This is a genomic window from Streptomyces sp. NBC_01460, from assembly GCF_036227405.1.
In the GTDB taxonomy this organism is placed as follows: Bacteria; Actinomycetota; Actinomycetes; order Streptomycetales; family Streptomycetaceae; genus Streptomyces.
Genome location: NZ_CP109473.1, coordinates 3,018,766 through 3,037,075, shown reverse-complemented (window position 1 = coordinate 3,037,075; position 18,310 = coordinate 3,018,766). Strand labels below are relative to the sequence as shown.

The 18,310-nt window shown below is 75.2% G+C and carries 14 protein-coding genes; 4 read left to right on the top strand and 10 right to left on the bottom strand.

Annotated features, from left to right (window positions below; genetic code table 11):
- Positions 1-68 precede the first annotated feature (68 nt).
- Together OG488_RS13410 and OG488_RS13405 are read right to left on the bottom strand one after the other, a co-directional pair.
- Positions 69-1,907 (bottom strand): glycoside hydrolase family 3 protein, encoded by a 1,839-nt coding sequence (locus tag OG488_RS13410; RefSeq protein ID WP_329229050.1) that lies wholly within the window; start codon positions 1,905-1,907, stop codon positions 69-71.
- 179 nt (positions 1,908-2,086) lie between these two features.
- The gene (locus OG488_RS13405) at positions 2,087-2,998 is read right to left on the bottom strand and encodes a LysR family transcriptional regulator (RefSeq protein WP_329229048.1); all 912 of its coding nucleotides are present in this window, start codon (positions 2,996-2,998) and stop codon (positions 2,087-2,089) included.
- 100 nt (positions 2,999-3,098) lie between these two features.
- Here OG488_RS13405 and OG488_RS13400 point away from each other — a divergent pair, with 100 nt between their 5' ends.
- Positions 3,099-4,001 (top strand): EamA family transporter, encoded by a 903-nt coding sequence (locus tag OG488_RS13400; RefSeq protein WP_329229047.1) that lies wholly within the window; start codon positions 3,099-3,101, stop codon positions 3,999-4,001.
- 1 nt (position 4,002) lies between these two features.
- Here the strand turns inward: OG488_RS13400 and OG488_RS13395 are convergent, their stop codons facing one another.
- The 7 genes from OG488_RS13395 to OG488_RS13365 form a co-directional block, all read right to left on the bottom strand.
- Positions 4,003-4,791, bottom strand: a complete 789-nt coding sequence (locus OG488_RS13395) for a sugar phosphate isomerase/epimerase family protein (RefSeq protein WP_329229045.1) — start codon at positions 4,789-4,791, stop codon at positions 4,003-4,005.
- A 108-nt stretch (positions 4,792-4,899) separates the two neighbouring features.
- A complete protein-coding gene (locus tag OG488_RS13390) occupies positions 4,900-5,478 on the bottom strand; it encodes a GAF domain-containing protein (RefSeq protein WP_329238622.1) in 579 nt (192 codons plus the stop codon).
- A 4-nt stretch (positions 5,479-5,482) separates the two neighbouring features.
- The gene (locus tag OG488_RS13385; protein WP_329229043.1) at positions 5,483-6,364 is read right to left on the bottom strand and encodes a S8 family peptidase; all 882 of its coding nucleotides are present in this window, start codon (positions 6,362-6,364) and stop codon (positions 5,483-5,485) included.
- A gap of 3 nt (positions 6,365-6,367) precedes the next feature.
- A complete protein-coding gene (locus OG488_RS13380) occupies positions 6,368-9,529 on the bottom strand; it encodes an adenylate/guanylate cyclase domain-containing protein (RefSeq protein ID WP_329229041.1) in 3,162 nt (1,053 codons plus the stop codon).
- Between the two features lie 171 nt (positions 9,530-9,700).
- Positions 9,701-9,946: an aroma-sacti cluster domain-containing protein gene (locus tag OG488_RS13375; protein ID WP_329229039.1), complete on the bottom strand. Its 246-nt coding sequence runs from the start codon at positions 9,944-9,946 to the stop codon at positions 9,701-9,703.
- The gene (locus OG488_RS13370; RefSeq protein WP_329229037.1) at positions 9,943-10,677 is read right to left on the bottom strand and encodes an iron-containing redox enzyme family protein; all 735 of its coding nucleotides are present in this window, start codon (positions 10,675-10,677) and stop codon (positions 9,943-9,945) included. The genes OG488_RS13375 and OG488_RS13370 overlap by 4 nt, the downstream gene beginning before the upstream one ends.
- On the bottom strand, positions 10,674-11,759 hold the full coding sequence (locus OG488_RS13365; protein ID WP_329229036.1) for a radical SAM protein: 1,086 nt from the start codon (positions 11,757-11,759) through the stop codon (positions 10,674-10,676). The genes OG488_RS13370 and OG488_RS13365 overlap by 4 nt, the downstream gene beginning before the upstream one ends.
- A 322-nt stretch (positions 11,760-12,081) precedes the next feature.
- On the opposite strand from OG488_RS13365, the gene OG488_RS13360 reads away from it, so the two are divergent.
- The 3 genes from OG488_RS13360 (at position 12,082) to lanKC (ending at position 16,401) form a co-directional block, all read left to right on the top strand.
- Positions 12,082-12,240 (top strand): hypothetical protein, encoded by a 159-nt coding sequence (locus OG488_RS13360; protein ID WP_198959660.1) that lies wholly within the window; start codon positions 12,082-12,084, stop codon positions 12,238-12,240.
- Positions 12,241-12,449: 209 nt separating this feature from the next.
- Positions 12,450-13,745 carry an MFS transporter gene (locus OG488_RS13355; RefSeq protein ID WP_329229034.1) on the top strand — a complete coding sequence of 432 codons (1,296 nt, stop codon included), beginning with the start codon at positions 12,450-12,452 and terminating at the stop codon, positions 13,743-13,745.
- A 67-nt stretch (positions 13,746-13,812) separates the two neighbouring features.
- Complete coding sequence (lanKC, locus tag OG488_RS13350) at positions 13,813-16,401, top strand: class III lanthionine synthetase LanKC (protein WP_329229033.1); 2,589 nt, start codon at positions 13,813-13,815, stop codon at positions 16,399-16,401.
- Here lanKC and OG488_RS13345 read toward each other — a convergent pair.
- Complete coding sequence (locus OG488_RS13345; protein WP_329229031.1) at positions 16,385-18,268, bottom strand: AfsR/SARP family transcriptional regulator; 1,884 nt, start codon at positions 18,266-18,268, stop codon at positions 16,385-16,387. The genes lanKC and OG488_RS13345 overlap by 17 nt on opposite strands.
- Positions 18,269-18,310: the final 42 nt, after the last annotated feature.

The window sequence follows — 18,310 nt, the reverse complement described above, 5'->3', positions numbered from 1 at the left end:
CCTGCTCCATGTGGGCTGTGCCCGCCGGGTGGTGTCACCACCCGGCGGGCACAGCCCACTCGCCTGTCCTAGGAGCGGTACGACAGGCCGTAGCCGACGGGGTACAGCGCCTGCGCCGGGGCGTCCGCCCGCTGCACGGGCACCGGCAGCCTGCCCTCCGGTTCCGCGCGGCCCGCGATGACCCGGGCGGCCGCCCGGAGTTCGACATCTGTCCAGGAGTACGCGGCGAGGCTCGCGGCGTACCCCGTCCCGGCCAGCTGGGCGATGTCGTACGGGTTCCGGATCGCGAGCGTGATGACCGGGACGCCGGTCGCCGCGAGGGCGCTGACCAGGGTGCGCTGGGTGCTCGTCGCCGTGACGTTGTACGTGCCCACGACCACCGCGTCCTTGCCCTGCGCCGCGGCCACCGCCTCCGCGATCTTCGCCTGGGTCGGGGCCGTACCGGTGGACAGCGCGGTCGCCGCGTAGCCCAGCTCCGTGAAGGCCCCGGCGAGCGTGGTCGTCGGGGGTCCGGTCGTGCCGGAGGGTGAGGCGGGATCGGCCCCCACCACCAGGAGGTTCCTGTGGGACCGGCGGGAGAGGGGCAGCAGCGAACCGGCGTTGGCGAGCAGCGTCGTCGTCCGCTCGGCGATCCGGTCGGCGGCGGCGAGGTGGGACGCGATGCCGACGGTGCGGTCGACGCCCCGGTGGGTGACGTAGGGGTCGCGGAACAGGCCCAGCCTCGTCTTCAGCCGAAGGATGCGCAGAATCGATTCCTCGATGCGGGCCTCGCTGATCTCGCCGCTCTTCACCGCGTTCAGGACGGCGTTCCAGGCGACCTCGAGGTCCGGCGGGTTCAGCAGCTGGTCGACGCCGGCCAGCAGCGCGAGGACGGGGACCCGCTCGTCGCCGTACTTCGTGCGGACGCCCTCCATCCCGAGGGCGTCGGTGACCACCACACCGTCGTAGCCGAGCTCCTCGCGCAGGATGCCGGTGAGGATCGGGTGCGACAGGGTGGCCGGGTCCTCCGACGGGTCCAGGGCGGGCACCACGATGTGGGCCGTCATGATCGAGTCGATCCCGGCGGCGACGGCGGCCCGGAACGGCGGGGCGTCCAGCTCGGCCCACTGCTCGCGGGTGTGGCTGATGACCGGCAGGCCGGTGTGGCTGTCGGTGCTGGTGTCCCCGTGGCCCGGGAAGTGCTTGGCCGTCGAGGCGACGCCGGAGCTCTGATAGCCCTTCACCTGCGCGGTGACCATCCCGGCGACCGAATCCGGGTCGGAGCCGAAGGAGCGCACGCCGATGACGGGGTTGGCCGGGTTGACGTTGACGTCCGCGTCCGGGGCGTAGTTCTGGTTGATGCCCAGGGCCGCGAGCTCGGCCCCGGCGATCCGGCCCGCCGTGCGCGCGTCGGTGCGGGAACCGCCCGCGCCCAGCGCCATCGCCCCCGGCAGCAGCGTCGCGGGCTCGCCCACGCGGCACACGATGCCGTGTTCCTGGTCCGTCGAGACGAGGAGCGGCACAGGCGTGGGCCCGGCGAGCCCGGCCCGCTGGATGCCGTTGGAGAGGTCGGCGATCTGGTGCGGGTCACGGGTGTTGTGCGCCCAGGCGAAGTAGATGATGCCGCCGACGTGGTACGTGGAGATCAGCTCGGCCGCGTCGCGGACCCCGATCTCGGCGAGGTTGGCGTCGATGTCCGCCTGGTCGGGCTCGGTGGCGGAGTGGCCGTACACCCGCATCACGAAGAGCTGGCCGACCTTCTCCTCCAGGCTCATCCGGGCGATGAGCCGCTTGAGGCGGCTGTCCGAGGACGTGCGGTCCGTGGCCGCCTGGGCGGTGCCGGGGAGGGCGGCGACGCCGGTGGCCGCGGCTGCGACGGTCGCCGCGGTGGCGGTGAGGAGGGTGCGTCTGGAGGTGCGGTGGTGCACGTGAGCCCCTTCCGGTACTGAAAGAAACTTCCAAGAAGGTACGGATATATGGAAAGTAACTACCAGTCAAGGGGGCCGCCCGAGAACGGGCGGGACACGCGGGGAGCAGGGTGGACATGCCCGGACATGGGTGCGGCGACCGGGGCCGGCGGTCGCCGGACGGTCCGCCCGGTCCGCCGTCAGGCTTCCTGGAGCACCTCGGCGGCCGCTCCCCGCAGCGTCGACACGGCCGCGATGATCGCGGGCCGCCGCGCCGCCTCCGTCCGCCACAGCGCGTAGAGCCGCCGCACCGGCACGGGCTCCAGGCGCACCGCGGCCACGCCCGCCGGCAGCGGACCCCTGCCCAGCCGGGGCATCATCGCCACGCCGAGTCCGGCGGCGACCAGGGCGAGCTGCGTGTGGTTCTCCTCGGCCTGATGCCGGATGTCCGGCTCGTACCCCGCCGCCCGCAGCGTCCGCACGAGCCAGTCGTGGCACACCGTGCCCGGCGGCTGGCACACCCACCGCTCCGCCGCCAGCTCCTCGCGCCGCACCGCCTCCCGGCCGGCCAGCGGATGCCCCTCCGGCACCAGCAGGTCGCACCGGTCCTCACCGAGCACCGCCTGCGCGAGACCCTCCGGCGCGGGCAGGGGGGTGATGTCCCAGTCGTGAGCCACCGCGAGATCGACCACGCCCTTCGCCACCAGATCGACCGAGAGGTGCGGATCGACCTCGGTGAGCCGTGCGTCCAGCGCCGGGTGCTCCCGCTCCAGCTCCGCCAGCACTCCGGGCAGCAGCCCGCGCGCGGCGGAGGCGAACGCGGCGATGGACAGCCGTCCCGTCGGCTGCCCCCTGCGCTGTTCGAGCGTCGTCTCGGCCTGCTCCACGATCGCCAGCAACCGCTGCGCGGTGGACGCCAGATGGAGCGCCTCCTCGGTGAGAGCCACCCCCCGCCCACGGCGTTCGAGCAGTGTCGTGCGGGTCTCCCGCTCCAGCTTGGTGATCTGCTGCGAGACCGCCGACGCGGTGTAGCCGAGCGCGGCCGCCGCGCCCGCGACCGAGCCGTGGACGGAGACGGCGTGCAGGGCGCGCAGCCGGGACAGATCGAGCACCGGGAACCCCCGAGCGAAGAGGAAGCATGAGCGGTGCTTAATCCAACCATGAAGAAATCCGCGCTGGTGCTACACGGTCCCGGCGGCGGATGCTCGGTCCATGCGTCCCCTCCACATCGCCCTGGCCGCGCTGGTCGCCGCCGTCTGGGGTGTGAACTTCGTCGTCATCGAGCTGGGTCTCGCCCACTTCCCGCCCCTGCTCTTCTCCGCCCTGCGCTTCCTCGTCGCGGCGCTGCCCGCCGTGTTCCTCGTCGGCCGGCCCACGGTGGCCTGGAAGTACGTCATCGGCGTCGGCCTCGCGCTGGGAGTGGCCAAGTTCGGGCTGCTCTTCATCGGGATGGACCGGGGGATGCCCCCCGGGCTCTCCTCCCTCGTCCTCCAGGTCCAGGCCGTCTTCACCGCCCTGTTCGCGGCCCTGGTCCTGTCCGAGAGGCCCGGCAGGACACGGATCCTGGGGATGGGGGTCGCGCTCGCGGGAATCGGCGTCGCCGCCGTCGACGAGGGCGCGGGCGGGCCCGTGCTCGCCTTCGGCCTGGTGGTCCTGGCGGCCGCCTGCTGGGGCGTCTCCAACGTGATCACCCGCAGGGCGGCCCCGCCGGACTCCCTCAACTTCATGGTGTGGGTCTCGACCGTCCCCGTGCTGCCGCTGCTCGTCCTGTCCCTGCTCTTCGAGGGGTGGGACCGGGACGCCGAGGCCCTGACCTCGCTCGACTGGACCGGCGCCGGCACCGTCGTCTACGTCGCCTGGATCTCCACCGTCTTCGGCTTCGGGGCCTGGGGCTTCCTGCTCCGCCACCACCCGGCCTCGTCGGTCGCCCCGTTCACCCTGCTGGTGCCCGTCTTCGGCATGTCCTCCGCCGCGCTCCTCCTCGGCGAGGAGATCAGCCCGCTGCGGTGGTGCGCCGCGGCGCTGCTGGTCGGCGGGGTGGCCCTGACCTCCCTGACCGGCCCCCGCCGCGCCGCCGCACCCCCCGTACCGGCGATCGAGGAGGCACGGGTCTGACCTACTGCTTCGGGGCGCCCAGCCCCAGCAGGTGCTCCCGGCCCGCGGCCAGCAGGCCGGGCAGCTCGGCCGCCTCGGGGTACCAGCGCTTCTCGTACTCCCAGCAGACCCATCCGTCGGAGGCCGGCGTGTCCAGGCACTCCTTCAGCGGCAGCGTCCCGGCACCGAGCGCCAGCGGCGTGGTGTCCTCGGCCGACGCGATGTCCTTCACCTGGACGTATCCGAGGTGCGGGGCCAGCACCGCATGGGTGGCCGCGGGCTCCTCGCCCGCGAGCCAGGTGTGCATCACGTCCCAGATCGCGCCGATCTGCCCGTGCCCGACCGTCCCCACGACCCGTGCCACGTCGGCTCCGGCACGGTGCGAGTCGTGGGTCTCCAGGAGGATCCGTACACCCAGGTCGGCGGCGTGCGGTGCGGCCGCGCCCAGCCGCCGGGCGGCGATCGCGTCCGCCTCGGCGGGGTCCTGGCCCCCGCCGCCGGGGAACACCCGGACGTACGGGGCCCCCAGGTCGCGGGCCAGCTCCACCAGCTCGGCGAGCCCCGCGAGCACCGGCCCGTCCTCGCCCTCCGCGGCGACCTTCACATAGCCGGCGACGGTCAGGACCTCGACCCCGCCCCGCTTGAACTCCTCGGCGACGGCGGCCCGTTCGAGAGCGGTGAGGCCGGGGTGCACCGGCTCCTCGGGGTGGGCGCGCAGCTCCACCCCTTGGTAGCCGTTCTCGGCGGCGAGCCGCACCACGTCCGCAACGGGCATCCCCGGAACTCCGAGGGTCGAGAAAGCGAGCTTCACGGTGTGTCCTTCCACAGGGGGCCGGCGCGCGGAACCGCCCGGCACTCTCCCGGCTCCTGCCCTACGGACCCGGCCGTCACTCCCGCGCGACGCCCAGCGTACGGGCCCTCAGCCCGTACCCCGCAGGAGTCGCTCCAGGCTGCCGAGCAGCTGCAACGCGTCCTCGCGCCGTTCACCCTCCAGGGCCCGCCCGCCGCCCGCCGGCTGCGCGGCGATCACGCGCAGCGCGGCCGCCGCCTGCCGGGCGAACATCGCCAGCAGGTCCAGTTCACGGACGTCCGACCGGGCCTGGGGGGAGGGGTCCAGCACCTCCAGCACCCCGAGGACGCGCGCGTCGCTGATCAGCGGGGCGGCCATCAAGGCGTCCGGGACGTACTCCGTGGACTCCGCCAGGGAGCGGTCGAAGGCCGTGTTCCGGCTCAGGTCGTCGACGATCATCGGCTCACCCGAGGTCGCCACCCAGCCCGCGATGCCCCGTCCCGCGGGGAACCGGCGCCCCACCAGGAACTCCTCGCCCTCCCCGGAGACCGCCTGGAAGACCAGCTCGTCCGCCTCCTCGTCCAGCAGGCAGACGGAGCTCGCCGCGGCCCCGAAGATGGCGCGCGCCACGTCGACGACCGACTGGAGCAGCTCGTGCCGGGCGGCGTCACCCGGGCCGGGTACGGGGAAGGGCGCCGGAGGGAGCATGGCGTCAGTTCTCGGAGTCGTCACGGGTATCTCCTGCCGCAGTGGAGGGACGCGGGTCCGCGTGCACGTTGGCCGCGGACAGGTAGAGGGCGTTCTTGAGCTGAAAGGCCGTCATCCTGGGATGCCCGGAGAGGACACGGGCACAGAGCCCCGCGACGTACGGGGTGGCGAAGCTGTTCCCGGTGGTGCGGATCGTCGTGCCGCCCAGCCACGGCACGGACACGTTCTGCCCCGGCCCGAAGAACTCCACCGGCGGGTCCGGGTTGTACAGGTGGAGCGTGTCGTCCTCCTGGTGGCTGCCCACGGAGATCACCGAGGCGAACCGCCAGGGAAAGCTCTCCACCGGGGTGTTGTGCGCCGACGCGACGATGACCGTACGGCCGAAGTACGCCTGGTCGGCCAGCCCGTGCAGCTCGGCGGCGAAGCGGGAACGGGTGGTCGACAGGCTCAGGTTCACCACGTCGAAGCGCTGTTCCACGGCCCACCGGAGGCCGGCCATCAGGACGTCACCGGTGCCGGAGAAGCGCTCGCCGAGCACCCGGACGCTGTGGATCTCGCAGTCGGGGGCGGTGCGGCGGATGATCCCCGCGCAGGCCGTCCCGTGCCCGCAGGTGTCGCCGGTGTCCGTCGGCTCGACCGTGATCGTCCCGCTCTCCGGGTCCTTGACCACGACCCAGGAGCTCTCCACCGGGCCCACCAGCGGGTGGTCGAGCTCCACGCCCGAATCCACCACGCACACCCGCACGCCGCGCCCCGTCGCCTGCTCCGCGGGCAGACCGCCCGGCGGCCCCTCGTCCGCGGGCACCGGCAGGTCCTCGGGTCCGCGCCCCCGCAGGCTCCAGGTGAGCCCCTGCCCCGGCACCGTGCCCGTTCCGACGGTTCCCATCGGTCAGCTCCTCTCCGTCGTGGTGACCATGGCGTCGTCCGGCACGCAGCCGTCGGCCAGGCGGGCCCCCGGCAGGTGCCCCTTGCTCACGAAGTGCTCCCGTGCCGCACGCGCCGAGGCCAGGGCGGGAGCCCGGCGCCCCAGCGCGAACAGGGTGCGGGCCCGGTCCAGCTCCGCCGTCGCCCGGACCAGCGGGGAGTCCGTCAGCAGCGACGCCCGTACGGCCCGGTCCGCGTGGCCGGCGGCCTCCGCCGGACGCCCGGCGGCGGCGGCCAGCCGGCCCCGCAGCCCGTTCAGGTCCACGGCGTCGGCGGGGCTCAGCTCCGCCGCCTCCCCGACACCCGCGATCCAGGCCGCCGCCCGCCGGGTCCGGCCGCCGTCGAGCTCGATCCGGGCCGCGTCCAGCGCGACCGCCGTCCGCAGCCCGCCCGCGTCGGCGCGCCGGGCGGCCTCGTCCGCCCTCACCAGCAGCCGCAGGGCGGCCGGGCCGTCTCCGAGCAACGCCTCCACCGCGGCCCCGAACACCGGCAGGAACACCTCGGCCTCGGCGAACCGCAGCTTCCCGGCGAGTGCCCGGGCCTCGGCGAGGCAGGCGCGCGCCTCGCGGGGCCGGTCCTGGAGCGCGTACAGCACCGCCAGAGGGCAGTTGAGGGTGAGCCTCACCGTCGGGCGGCCCTCGCCGTGCGCGGCCAGCAGCGCACGGCAGCGGGCCACCGCCTCGGGGGCGGGCACCGGACCGCGCCACAGCGAGATGCCGATGGCCCCGAGAGCGCCGGCCCGTTCCGGTTCGGCCCCTGCCAGGACCGCCTGCTCCAGGGCGCACGCCTGGTCGCGTTCCGCCTCCTCGTGCCGGCCGGCCTGCTGGAGGTGCTGGGCGAGCCTCAGATGGGACCTGGCCCGGCCGACCGCGTCCCCGGCCGCCTCGAACACCGGCAGCACCGCCCGCGCCGTGGCCGTGAGCCCGGGGCCCGGCCCCGAGGGGTCCAGCACGGCGAGCGCGAGCCTGGCGTGCGCGGACTCCACCGGCACCGCGTCCATCTCGTGCACCCGGCGCAGGAGTCCCGCCCCGCTCGCGGTCCGCCCGAGGGCCACCCGGACCTCACCGAGCCTGCGGACCGAGCCCGCGTCCTCCGGATCCAGCTCGACCGCCCGCTCCAGCAGGTCGTCCGCCCAGGTGAGGTCGGACCGGGACGCGGCCTGGGCCCCCGCGCGGCCCAGCGCGGCGGCCGCACGGCCGCGCAGCTGCCCGGTCCGGTCGTCGAGCAGCCCGAGCTCGGCCCGGTAGCGGCAGGCGCGTTCGAGATGACCGCCGACGGCGCCGTCCCCGGCCCGCAGCACCCGGGGCAGTTCGGCCGCCAAGGCGTGGCGGTCCGCCTTGGCGCGTTTGGACAGCGACGCGTACGTCACCTCGTGCACCAGCCCGCTGCTGAACCGGTAGCCCGACGGGCCCGTCCCCGGAGCCGGCTCCACCAGGCGCCGCCCGGTCAGCGCCACCAGCACCTCCTCGATGCGCCCCAGGTGGTGCGCCCGTTCGGCGGGGGACACCTCCACCACCGCGGGGCCCCGCCGCTCGGCCAGCCGCGCGGACGTCTCCAGCAGCAGGAGCTCCGCCGCGGTGAACTCGCGGCCGACCACGGCGGCGAGATCGACCACGGTCCGCTCGGTCCGCGCCAGCGCCCCGATCCGGGCGCCGAGCAGGGCCTGGAGCGTCGGCGGCAGCCCGGCGTCGCCTCCGCCCGCGGTGACCCGGTCCGCCCCGCCGCCGACCAGCAGCTGTTCGAGATGGAGGGGGTTGCCCTCCGCGCGGGACAGGAGCCGTTCGTCCACCGGTCCGGCGCCACCGTCGAGCCCTGCCAGCAGGCCGGCGAGCCGGACGCTCTCCTCGCGGGGCAGCCCCGTGAGCTGGAGGCAGTCCTCGGTGTCGGCCGTCCCGTCCGGGCGGCCCACACAGACGATCAGCACACCGGCGGGCCCGGAGCCGTCCGCGAGCCGCTCCAGCGTGCGCATCAGCAGGGGTGCCGCCTCGTGCGTGTCGTCGAGTACGAGGACGAAGGGCCGCCTCTTGGCGGCGCGGCCCAGCGCGGTGGACAGGGCGGCGCACAGGTCCTCGAACGGGGCGTTCGGCGTCCCGTCGCGCAGCACGCCCGCGGAGAGCAGGGCCATCGCGTCGTCGGCCGCCGTGCCGGCACGGGGAGAGCGGTCTTCCGACGGCCCGGGGACGACGGCCAGGTCCGGCAGGGCGCGCAGGGCGTCGCCCAGGGGGGTGAGCGTGCCCTGGTCCCCGTGCCCGCGGCACCGGCCCGCACCGTAGGAGACGAGCCCCGAGGCGGAGCGCCGTGCCAGCCACTCCCGTACCAGCCGGGTCTTGCCGATGCCGGGCTCGCCGGTGACGCGCAGCAGGCCGGCCCGCCCTTCGCTCACCGTGTCCGACAGGGCGGCGTCCAGCGCGCCCTGCTCGGTGTGACGTCCCACGAAGGGCACGTCGAAGCGGCGCAGCAGCGCCGGGTCGTCCGCGCCGAGGGCCAGCAGCCGGTAGGCCTCCACGCTGTCCTGCTTGCCCTTCAGCCGGAGCGGTCCGGTGGGTTCGGCGGAGACCGTGGGCCCTGCGGCGAGCAGGGTGTCGGGGCCGAGGAGGATCTCACCGGCGCCGGCGTGCTGTTCCAGGCGTGCGGCGATGTTGACGGTCTCTCCCGACACCAGCGCCTGACGTGCCGTCGCGTCGCCACCGGCCACCACCTGGCCGGTGTTGACGCCGATCCGGGTCGCCAGGGTGATGCCGAGCGTGGCGCGCAGCTCCTCGTTGAGCGCGGCCAGCGCGTCCCGCATGCCGAGCGCCGCGGCCAGCGCGCGCCGGGCGTCGTCCTCCCGGACCACCGGCACACCGAAGACCGCCATCACGGCGTCGCCGATGAACTTCTCCGGGGTGCCGCCCCGCGCCACGATCTGTGCGCTCATCGCCTCGAAGTACCGCAGCGTCACCGCGCGCAGCGTCTCGGGGTCCAGGACGCCCGACAGGGCGGTGGAGCCGACGAGGTCGCAGAAGAGCACCGTCACCGGCTTGCGTTCGTCGTCCCCGGGTGCGGCGGCGACGGTGCACGGCGTCCCGCAGGACGAGCAGAACCTGGCGTCCTCCGGCAGGTCCTGGCGGCACGTGGGGCAGTTCATGACGATCCCTTCTCTGCGGGCGGGCGGGCGGGCGGGTGGGCGGGTCGGCGGGCCGGATGCGGGGGCGGGGCCGCGCCGCCGGGCGGGCAGGGCCGGTGCGTACCGGCCCTGCCCCCTCCGGGGCCGCGGGATCCGGCCCGGCCCCGGGGCCGGCCGGACCGCGGACGCGGCTCAGAACAGGGCGCCCCCGGCGATCTCGCCGTGTGCCCGGACCTCGGGTTCCACCGCGTCCAGCCGGCTCTTGATGTCCAGCAGCACGGCGAGTTCCTCCTCCGTGAGCTGGCTGAGCACGAGGCGCTGTTCCTCGGTGAGCATGTCCACCGGCAGGCCGGCCTCGTACAACGCAGCCGGCAGCGCGGGCTGTTCACCGCCCCCGGGCGTCCCGGGGAAGGCGCTGCTGTCGGGTGGTCCTGTCATGGGGTGACTCCCGTCGGTGAGAGAGGTCCGGCCCTCCGCGGCAGCGGCGCCGCCGCGGAGCGCCCGAGCCGGACGAACAGCCGGGTGAGCGCGTCGAGGGAGTGCAGGGCGCTGACCGTCACGTCGGACTCCTGGCCACGGGTCAGCGGCAGCCGGTCCAGCAGCGCGTACAGCTCGTCCAGATGGCCCGTGTCCAGCGCCGCGTGCTCCCGCACCGTCCGCAGCGCGGTGTCCGGCAGACCGGTCGTGCGCGCGATGCGGGAGGTCAGGTCGGCGGCGGGCGCGTACCCCTCCAGCACCGCGATGTAGCCGAGCAGGGCCACCGGGTGGTGGTGCTCGATCCAGTAGTACTGGGAGCCGGCGAGTGCGGCGACGACCGGCGCGGGCATCGGGGCGAGGGCGTCCGCGGGCAGCGAACCCGCCGCGCGGATGTCCTCCAGCAGCCAGACGTCGTGGCCCGCCTCCTCCCGGATGTGCCCGCGGAGATACGCCGCCAGGGGGCCGGCCAGCGGATCGCCGCAGACGTCCAGCCGCACGGACCGCTCCAGGGCGCGCTCCATCAGCGGAACCGACGCCCGCACCACCGCGTGCATCGCACACAGGTAGCGCCGGTAGCGCGGCAGGAGGTCCTCCTCGCGCCACATGTGCTCCATCGCGTGCAGCAGTTCCGCGTCCAGCAGCCCCAGGGTGACCCGCAGCCGCGCCGAGGAGCTCGGCCCGGCGGCGCTCACCGGGAACCGCCCGCGGCGGTCGCGCGGGCCGTGACCAGCGGGGCGTACGCGGCGCAGCCGTGATGCCGTACGACACCCACCGGCCCCTCCGCCGCCCCGCGGTGGGCCGCGGTCAGGTCCAGCAGCGCACCCGCGGCCCCCGCGGCCACCGCGTTCGCCTCGGCAGTCACCCCGGGGTCGGAACCCAGGGCCCGGCAGCCCTCGCAGTAGGAGGCGCCCCGGGAGGGGACACCGGAGCGCGCGGCCAGATGGGCGGGGCCGACCGTGCGGATCATGCGCAGCACGGGCGACTCCAGGGCGCGGCGGCGCACCGCCGCCCAGTCGTCGGTGGCGACGTGCCCGAGGCGCAGGTGGGCGGGGGCGGGCCGGCGGTCCACGGTGTCCTGGTTGCAGCAGGCGAGCACCGTCCCGTCGAAGGCGACCACCGGCCAGGCGGCCATGGCGCACGGGGAGACCGCGCCCGCCTCCGGGCCGGTCCGGGCGGGCGCGGCCCAGGAGGCCGCCCGGCCGAACGGCCTCACCTCGTTGACCAGTGAGGGGACCCGGCCGCCGAACTCCTCGTCCACGGCGCGGGTGATGTCCGCGAGGTAGGGATCGTCCGCCCCCGTCCCGGTGAGGTGGAAGCTCACCGCCACCCCCGCCTCCCGCACCCGGTGCACGGCGCGGAACACGTCGGCGCGGGGGATCTCCCGCTCGTGGTGGGCGTCGAGGCTGGCGGAGAAGTGGTCGACGCCCCTGATCGCGCGCAGGACCGGCGGCGGGATCTCCCGGGAGCGGGCGAAGAACATGCCGCTGAGCAGCGCCGTACGCGAACCGGCGGCGCGGGCCCGGGCGCTCAGCTCCTCGACGAGCGCGGGCAGCAGCAGCGGTTCGCCCCCGGTCAGCATCACCACGTCGGGGCGGTCGGCCCGGGTGAACGAGCCGACGAAACTCACCAGTTGGCCGGCGTCGGGCTCCTCCCGCGTGCCCAGGGTCGATCCGGTCGAGCAGTGGGCGCAGCTCAGGGGGCAGCGCCGGGTGAGGCCGAGCAGCAGCCCGGCGGCGGGGAAGGGCCGCCGTCCGACGAGTTCGCCGAGTTCCATGCGGGGCCGCCTCCTTCAGAGGGCTGGGGCGCGTCAGGCGCGTACCCAGGGTCCGGCGCCCCGGTTCGGTGGTGGTCCACGGCCGGTTCAGGAGCGGTATGGGCCCAGCTCACCGGCCCCGCCGGACCCTGCCGGACGCCCCTGTCCGGGCCGCGCACACCCTCCGAACTGGCCGGATACCGCTGCCATACCGCTGCCGAAGCGTCTCCCAGGCCGGCCCTCCTAACTTTCTCGGCAACGGCAGGCACCAGCCCGCCGCACCGGACGGCGGGACATCCCGCCGGCCCCGGGGCAGTGCACTCACGAGTGGACGGAGACCACCATGTCCGAGAACACCCAGCCCGTCGCCGACGACAACAACGACGAGACCCCCGAGGTCGAGGCGCACTCCGTGCTGGACCTCCAGGAGACGGCCAACAAGGAGATCGAGGCCCCGGGCGGCAGCTGCGTCAGCGTGATCAGCGTCGTCCTCGCTGACTGACCGGACACACCGGGGCGGCGCCACGGAGGACGGGGCAGGACCTCCGGCCGTGGCGCCCGGCCGGCCGGTGATGTGGGGCGGTTCCGTCATGACGGAGCCGCCCCGCCGTCGCTTCCGCGGCCCGGACGGGCCCGCACCCCTCGTCACGACCCAGACCGTCCCCGGGAGTTCACGATGACCGCTGCCCGGACCGTCCCCGGGAGTTCACCATGACCACGCCGCTGCGCGGCAACAGGGATTTCCGGCTGCTCTGGCTGAGCGGCCTCTTCGCGGTCCTGGGCGGGCAGATGAGTTCCCTCGCCCTTCCGCTGCTGGTGCTCAAGGAGACCGGATCGGCGGTGCAGGCCGGAGCGGTCGGGACGGTGTCCGTGGGAGCCGTCCTGATCACGATGCTGCCCGGCGGGGTGATGGCGGACCGCGTCGAACGCCGCCGGCTGATGCGGGTCTGCGACGTCGGCAGCCTGATCGTCGTCACCGCCCTCACCGTCGCCGTCTGGTCCGGACACGTCCCCATGGCGCTCGTCCTGCTCTGCGCCGCGGCGGGCGCGGTGATCGGCAGCGTCTACGGGCCGGCCGTCTTCGGCCTCATGCGCGCGGTCGTCCCGGCCGACCAGATGGGCACCGCCACCGCGCGGCTCCAGGCACGCACCCAGACGGCCCGGCTCGTCGGGCCCCTCGTCGGGGGAGCGCTGTTCGGCATCCACCCGGCCCTGCCGTTCGCGGCCGAGGCGCTGGGCCTGCTCCTGTCGACGGTCTGCGTGGCCCTCGTACGCACCCGCTCCCGGGCCAGGTCGAAGGCGGGCGCCGTGTTCAGCCGGCGCGAGCTCCTGGCGGGGCTGACCTTCCTGTGGGGGCTGCCGTACCTCCGTACGGTCCTCCTCGTCTTCGGCCTGGGCATGAACTTCGCGTTCGGGGCACTCACGTTCACCGCCCTGACCGCGTTCTCCGACGGGGGCACGTCCGGCGTCGGCGGCGGCTTCGTCCTCACCTGTGTCTCCGCCGGGGCGCTGTCCGGGGCGCTGCTCGCGCCGCGGATCCGACCCGCCCGGTACTCCCGGGTCCTGATCGTCGCCACCTGCTGGACCTGTGTGGCGGCCGCCGGGGTGATGGCCTGGATCAGCCGGCCGCTGGTGGCCGGAGTCCTGTGCGCGCTCTGCATGTGCCTGTCGACGATCGCCAGCATCGGATTCCTCTCGAAGCTCCTGGTCGTGACCCCGGAGGACCGGGTGGGCCGGGTGCAGAGCGCGGCGGGCTTCCTGTCCTCCATGGTCCAGCCGTTCGGGCCGCTGGCCGGAGGAGCCCTGCTGACCGCCTTCGGCGCCCGCTGGGCCTTCGCCCTGACCGGCTGCGTGCTGGCCGTCTCCGCCCTCGTGGTCACCTTCGCCCGCTCGGCGCGGACGGAGCCGTCCCCGGAGCCCACCGACCGTCCGGAGCCCGGCGCCGGGCCCGCGGCGGGCCCGGACCACGCACCGGCCGGCGCGAAACCCGCCGCCACGGGGGACTGATCCGCGAACCGGGGCCGCCACCACCACCGTCCGCCGCTCACGCGGGCTTCCACGAGAAAGGCCGAGCGTGCCAGGCATCCAGGAAACCCAGCTGTACTGCCTCGCCGACCGTACGTACTTCGACACCCCGGCCCGGCTGCCCGACGAGGAGTCCCGGTACCGGCTCGACACCGATCCTCCTCCGGCCGGCTGGCGCCGTGAGGCCGTCGGCCTGTGGACCTCGCTGGTGCCCGAGCACGTCGAACCCGCCGAGCAGGGCTGGAAGATCCATGTGTCCACCGTCCCCGACGAGGCCGAGGCCACCCTGCGGGACACCGCCCGGATCTGCGTCCGCCACGGTGTGCCCTTCAAGTTCCTGCGCAGCGAGCAGGCGTTGCTGCTGATGGCGGGCAAGCACGTGAACCGCAGCGGCGCGGGCAAGTTCATCGCGGCCTACCCGCCCGACGAGGCCGTGTTCCTCGCCCTGGCCGACGAACTGTCCCGGACCCTGGCGGGACGCAGCGGCCCCTACGTCCTCAGCGACCTGCGGATCGGCGACGCACCGGTCTACACGCGCTACGGCGCCTACGTCCCCCGCTGGTGCGACGACGCCGAGGGCCGCCGGGTCCTCGCCCTGCGGGACCCGTCCGGGAAGCTGGTCCCCGACGAACGCGGTGTCGTGTTCCGGGTGCCCTCCTGGGTCGAGGTCCCCGAGGCCCTGCGGCCCCACCTCGCGGCGCGCGCCGCCGCCCGCGACGACTCCTTCCCGTACACGGTCACCGAGGCACTCCAGTTCTCCAACGCCGGCGGGATCTACCTCGCCGAGGACCGGGGGACCGGTCGGCGCGTGGTCCTGCGCGAGGCACGGCCGCACTGCGGCCTCGACGGCGTGGGCGACGACGCCGTCACCCGCCTGCACCGCGAGCACCGGGCGCTGACCGCGCTGGCCGGACTGGACTGCGTACCCGAGGTGTACGGGGTGCGGACCGTGTGGGAGCACCACTTCCTGATCGAGGAGCACATCGAGGGCAACACGCTGCTGGAGGAGATCGTCGCCCGCTTCTCCCTCGTACGCGGGGCGGACTCGGCGGACGAACTCGCCCCCTACGTCGCGTGGACCGAGTCGGTGACCGGTGAACTCACCCGGGCGCTGGAGGAGATCCACGCGCGCGGGCTGCGCTTCGGCGATCTGCACCCCTCCAACATCATCGTCCGGCCCGACGGCCGGATCGCCCTCGTCGACTTCGAGTACGCCACCGCCCTCGACGACCAGGCCACCCCGCTGGCCGGTGCCCAGGGCCTCCAGGCTCCCCAGGGCACCCCCGGGGCGGAGGCCGACGCCTACGCGCTCTGGGCGACCTGGCTCTCCATGCTGATGCCGGTCATGGAGATGGCCGGACTGGAAAGGGCGAAGGCCCTCACCCTGGAGAGCTGGGCCCGCCGGCGGTACGGGCTGCCGGCCGGGGCGGGGCCCCGCCGGCCCGGACTGCTGAGCGGCCTGGACGCCTCACGGCGGCGTGAGGCCGAGGTCGCCGCCCTGTTCGACGGGCCGGAGGTCGACTGGGCGGGGATACGCGCCCGGCTCCTCGCCGGCATCCACGCCGGAGCCACCCCTGGACGGGCGGACCGCCTCTTCCCGGGCGCCCCCGGCCTCTTCGCGACCGGCGGGACCGATCTCGCGCACGGCGCGGCCGGTGTCCTGTACGCCCTGCACCGGACGGGCGCCCCCGTCCCCGGGGAGTGGACCGACTGGCTCGCGGCGGCTGCGCTGCGCAGGGATCCCGCCGGGGCCGGCGGACTCTACGACGGGCTGCCCGGCGCGGCGTTGGTGCTCTCCCTCCTGGGCCGTACCGAGCAGGGACGGGAGGTGTGGGAACGCGCGACGTCCGTCGCGCCGACGACGGCATCGGCTGATCTGCTCACCGGACGCGCGGGCACCGCGCTCGCCGCACTCCGCATGGCCCGGCTGAACGGCGCCGCTCCCGACCCCCGGCTCGTCGACGGGGCCCTGCGCACCGCCCGGGACCTGGACCGGCTGGTGCGGGGCGAACACGTGGACGGCATGAAGCCGCCGGAGTCGGCGGGGCTGCTGCGCGGGCTGAGCGGAGCCGCTCTCCTCCTCCTGGAACTGCACACCCTGACCGGCGAGGAATGGCTGCGCCGGGCCGCCCGCACCGCCCTGGGACGGGAGGCCGGACACCTGGTCACCATGGACGACGGCTCCCTCCAGGTGAAGGACGGCCGACGCCATCTGCTCTATCTCGACCAGGGCAGCTCAGGGGTCGCGCTGGTCGCGCAGGCGTACACCGCCCGGTACGAGGACGAGGCACTGAGCGCCCTGATCCCGGGTGTGGCCCAGGGCTGTGCCATGGAATTCGTCCGCGAACCGGGGCTGTTCACCGGGCGTGCGGGCCTCGCCGCGGCGGCGGGCCAGCTCGACCCCGTGACCCGGACCGGGCCCGGGGTCATGGCCTCCGTACGCAACCTCGCCTGGCACCTCGTCGCCGACGAGGAGGGGCTGCTCGTCCCGGGGGCGACGCTGCGGCGCTTCTCCGCCGACCTCGGCACGGGGGCGGCGGGGCTGCTGCTCGCCCTGCACTTCCTGTCCGGGGGCCGGGGCCCGGCCGACGGTGGGCGTCCCCCGGGTCTGCTGGACCTGCTCACCCTCGGCCGATGAGCCGGGAAGCACCGCTCCCGAAGAAGAGCGGTGCTTCCCGTGCTCCGGTCGTCCCAGGGCCCGCCGCCTCGCGGGCGTACAGACAGAGCAGGCGCGGCACCTCGTACAGCGCGGCGTGTGCGGTGACCTCACCCGCGGGTGAGGTCACCGCACCCGTATCGATGAGCGCCTCGACCGCGCGTATGGTGCCCCGCTCGTCGCGGTCCAGCGCCGCCATCGCCCGCTCCAGGGTGAAGGCACCGTCCCCCGCGTCCCCCGCGAGCCGGACCAGCGCCCCCCGGTTGTCCGCGCTCAGGTCCCGCCAGCCCGCGGCCAGGCGGGAGCGGACGGACACGTCTCCGGCCACCAGCTCGTCCAGGGCCGACGTCGGGTCGTCGAGCCGGTCCGCGTACTCCGCCAGCGGGAGGTGCCGCAGCACCGCCAGCCGCATCCCGCCCACCGCCACCGCCAACGGCAGGCCCCCGCAGGCCCGCACGATGCGCAGCGCCGCCGGCCGGTCCGTCCGCAGCCGGTCCTCGCCGATCAGCGTCCCCAGCAGCTCCAGCGCCTCGTCGTCCCCGGGGGCGGCCAGGGCCGTCCGGTGCACGGACTCCAGCCCGGCCAGCTGACCGCGGGCGGTGAGCACGACCGAGCACCGCCCGGACCGGGGCAGCAGCCCGCGCACGGAGGCCTCGTCGGCGACGTCGTCCAGCACGATCAGCGCCCGGTGCCGTGACAGCCAGTCCTGCCAGGCGTTCTCGGCCCGCACGGGATCCGGCCGGCCGGGGCCGCCCACGTCACACAGCCGCCCCAGCTCGTCCAGCATGTCGTTCCGGGCGCGGGCCGAGCCGTCCTCGCGCCGGGCCCGGACATGGACACGCCCGTCGGGGAACCCGTCCGCGAGCAGGTGGGCCGCCCGGACGGCCAGCGCCGACTTCCCCACCCCGGCCGGGCCGGAGACGACCAGCACGGACCCGTCCGCACCGCCCGACACCGTGAGCAGCCGCGCCAGTTCGTCCTCGCGGCCCGTGAAGTGCCTGCTGTCCGCCGGCAGCGACACACCGCCCGCCGCGTTCCGGGAAGCGGAGGGCCGGGAGGCCCGGCCCTCGCCGAGCATGGCCCGGTAGAGGCCCGCCATCGCCGGACTGGGCTCCAGTCCCAGCTCCCGGGCGAGCAGCTGCCGGTAGTCGTCGTACACCGCCAGGGCCTCCGCCTGCCGCCCGGTCTGGTGCAGGGAGTTCATCCACGCCGCCCGGAGCCGCTCCCGGAACGGGTGACGCTCCACCAGGTCCCGCAGCCCGTCCAGCGCCGAGCCCGCACGGCCCGTCTCGATCTCGGCCTCGGCCCAGTCCTCGTAGACCGTGAGGCAGCGGGCCTCCAGCCGCTCGGCCTCCTCCGCGACCCCGGCGGAGTCGCGGAGGTCGTGCAGCGGCGGACGCTCCCCCCACAGGTCCAGCGCCTCCCGGAGCAGCCGGGCGGCGGTGCGCAGGTCGCCCCGCTCCCCGGCCGCCCGGCCCGCACGGGCCAGCGTCCGGAAGCGCAGGGTGTCGAGCTCGCCCTCCTCCACCCGCAGCCGGTAGCCGCCGCAGTCGTGCACCACCCGGTCCCGGTCGTCGCCGTCCGCGCCCCCGAACAGGGCGCGGGCGGCGCTGACGTAGACCTGCAGGTTCTTGCGCGCGGTCCGTGGCGGCCCCTCGGGCCACACCACGTCGGTCAGCACGTCGACCGGTACGGGGGTGTTGGGGCGGGACAGCAGGGTGGCCAGGACCAGCCGCTGTTTCCGTGGCCCGAGCGGCAGCGGCCTGCCGTCGATCACCGCCGAGAGCGGCCCGAGCAGCGAGAAGTACACCGTGCCGGCGGAGCCGGGGCGAACGGGGGAGGGGGGCATCAGCGGGCCTCCTGGCCGGGGGAGGGGCGACGAGCTGCCGTA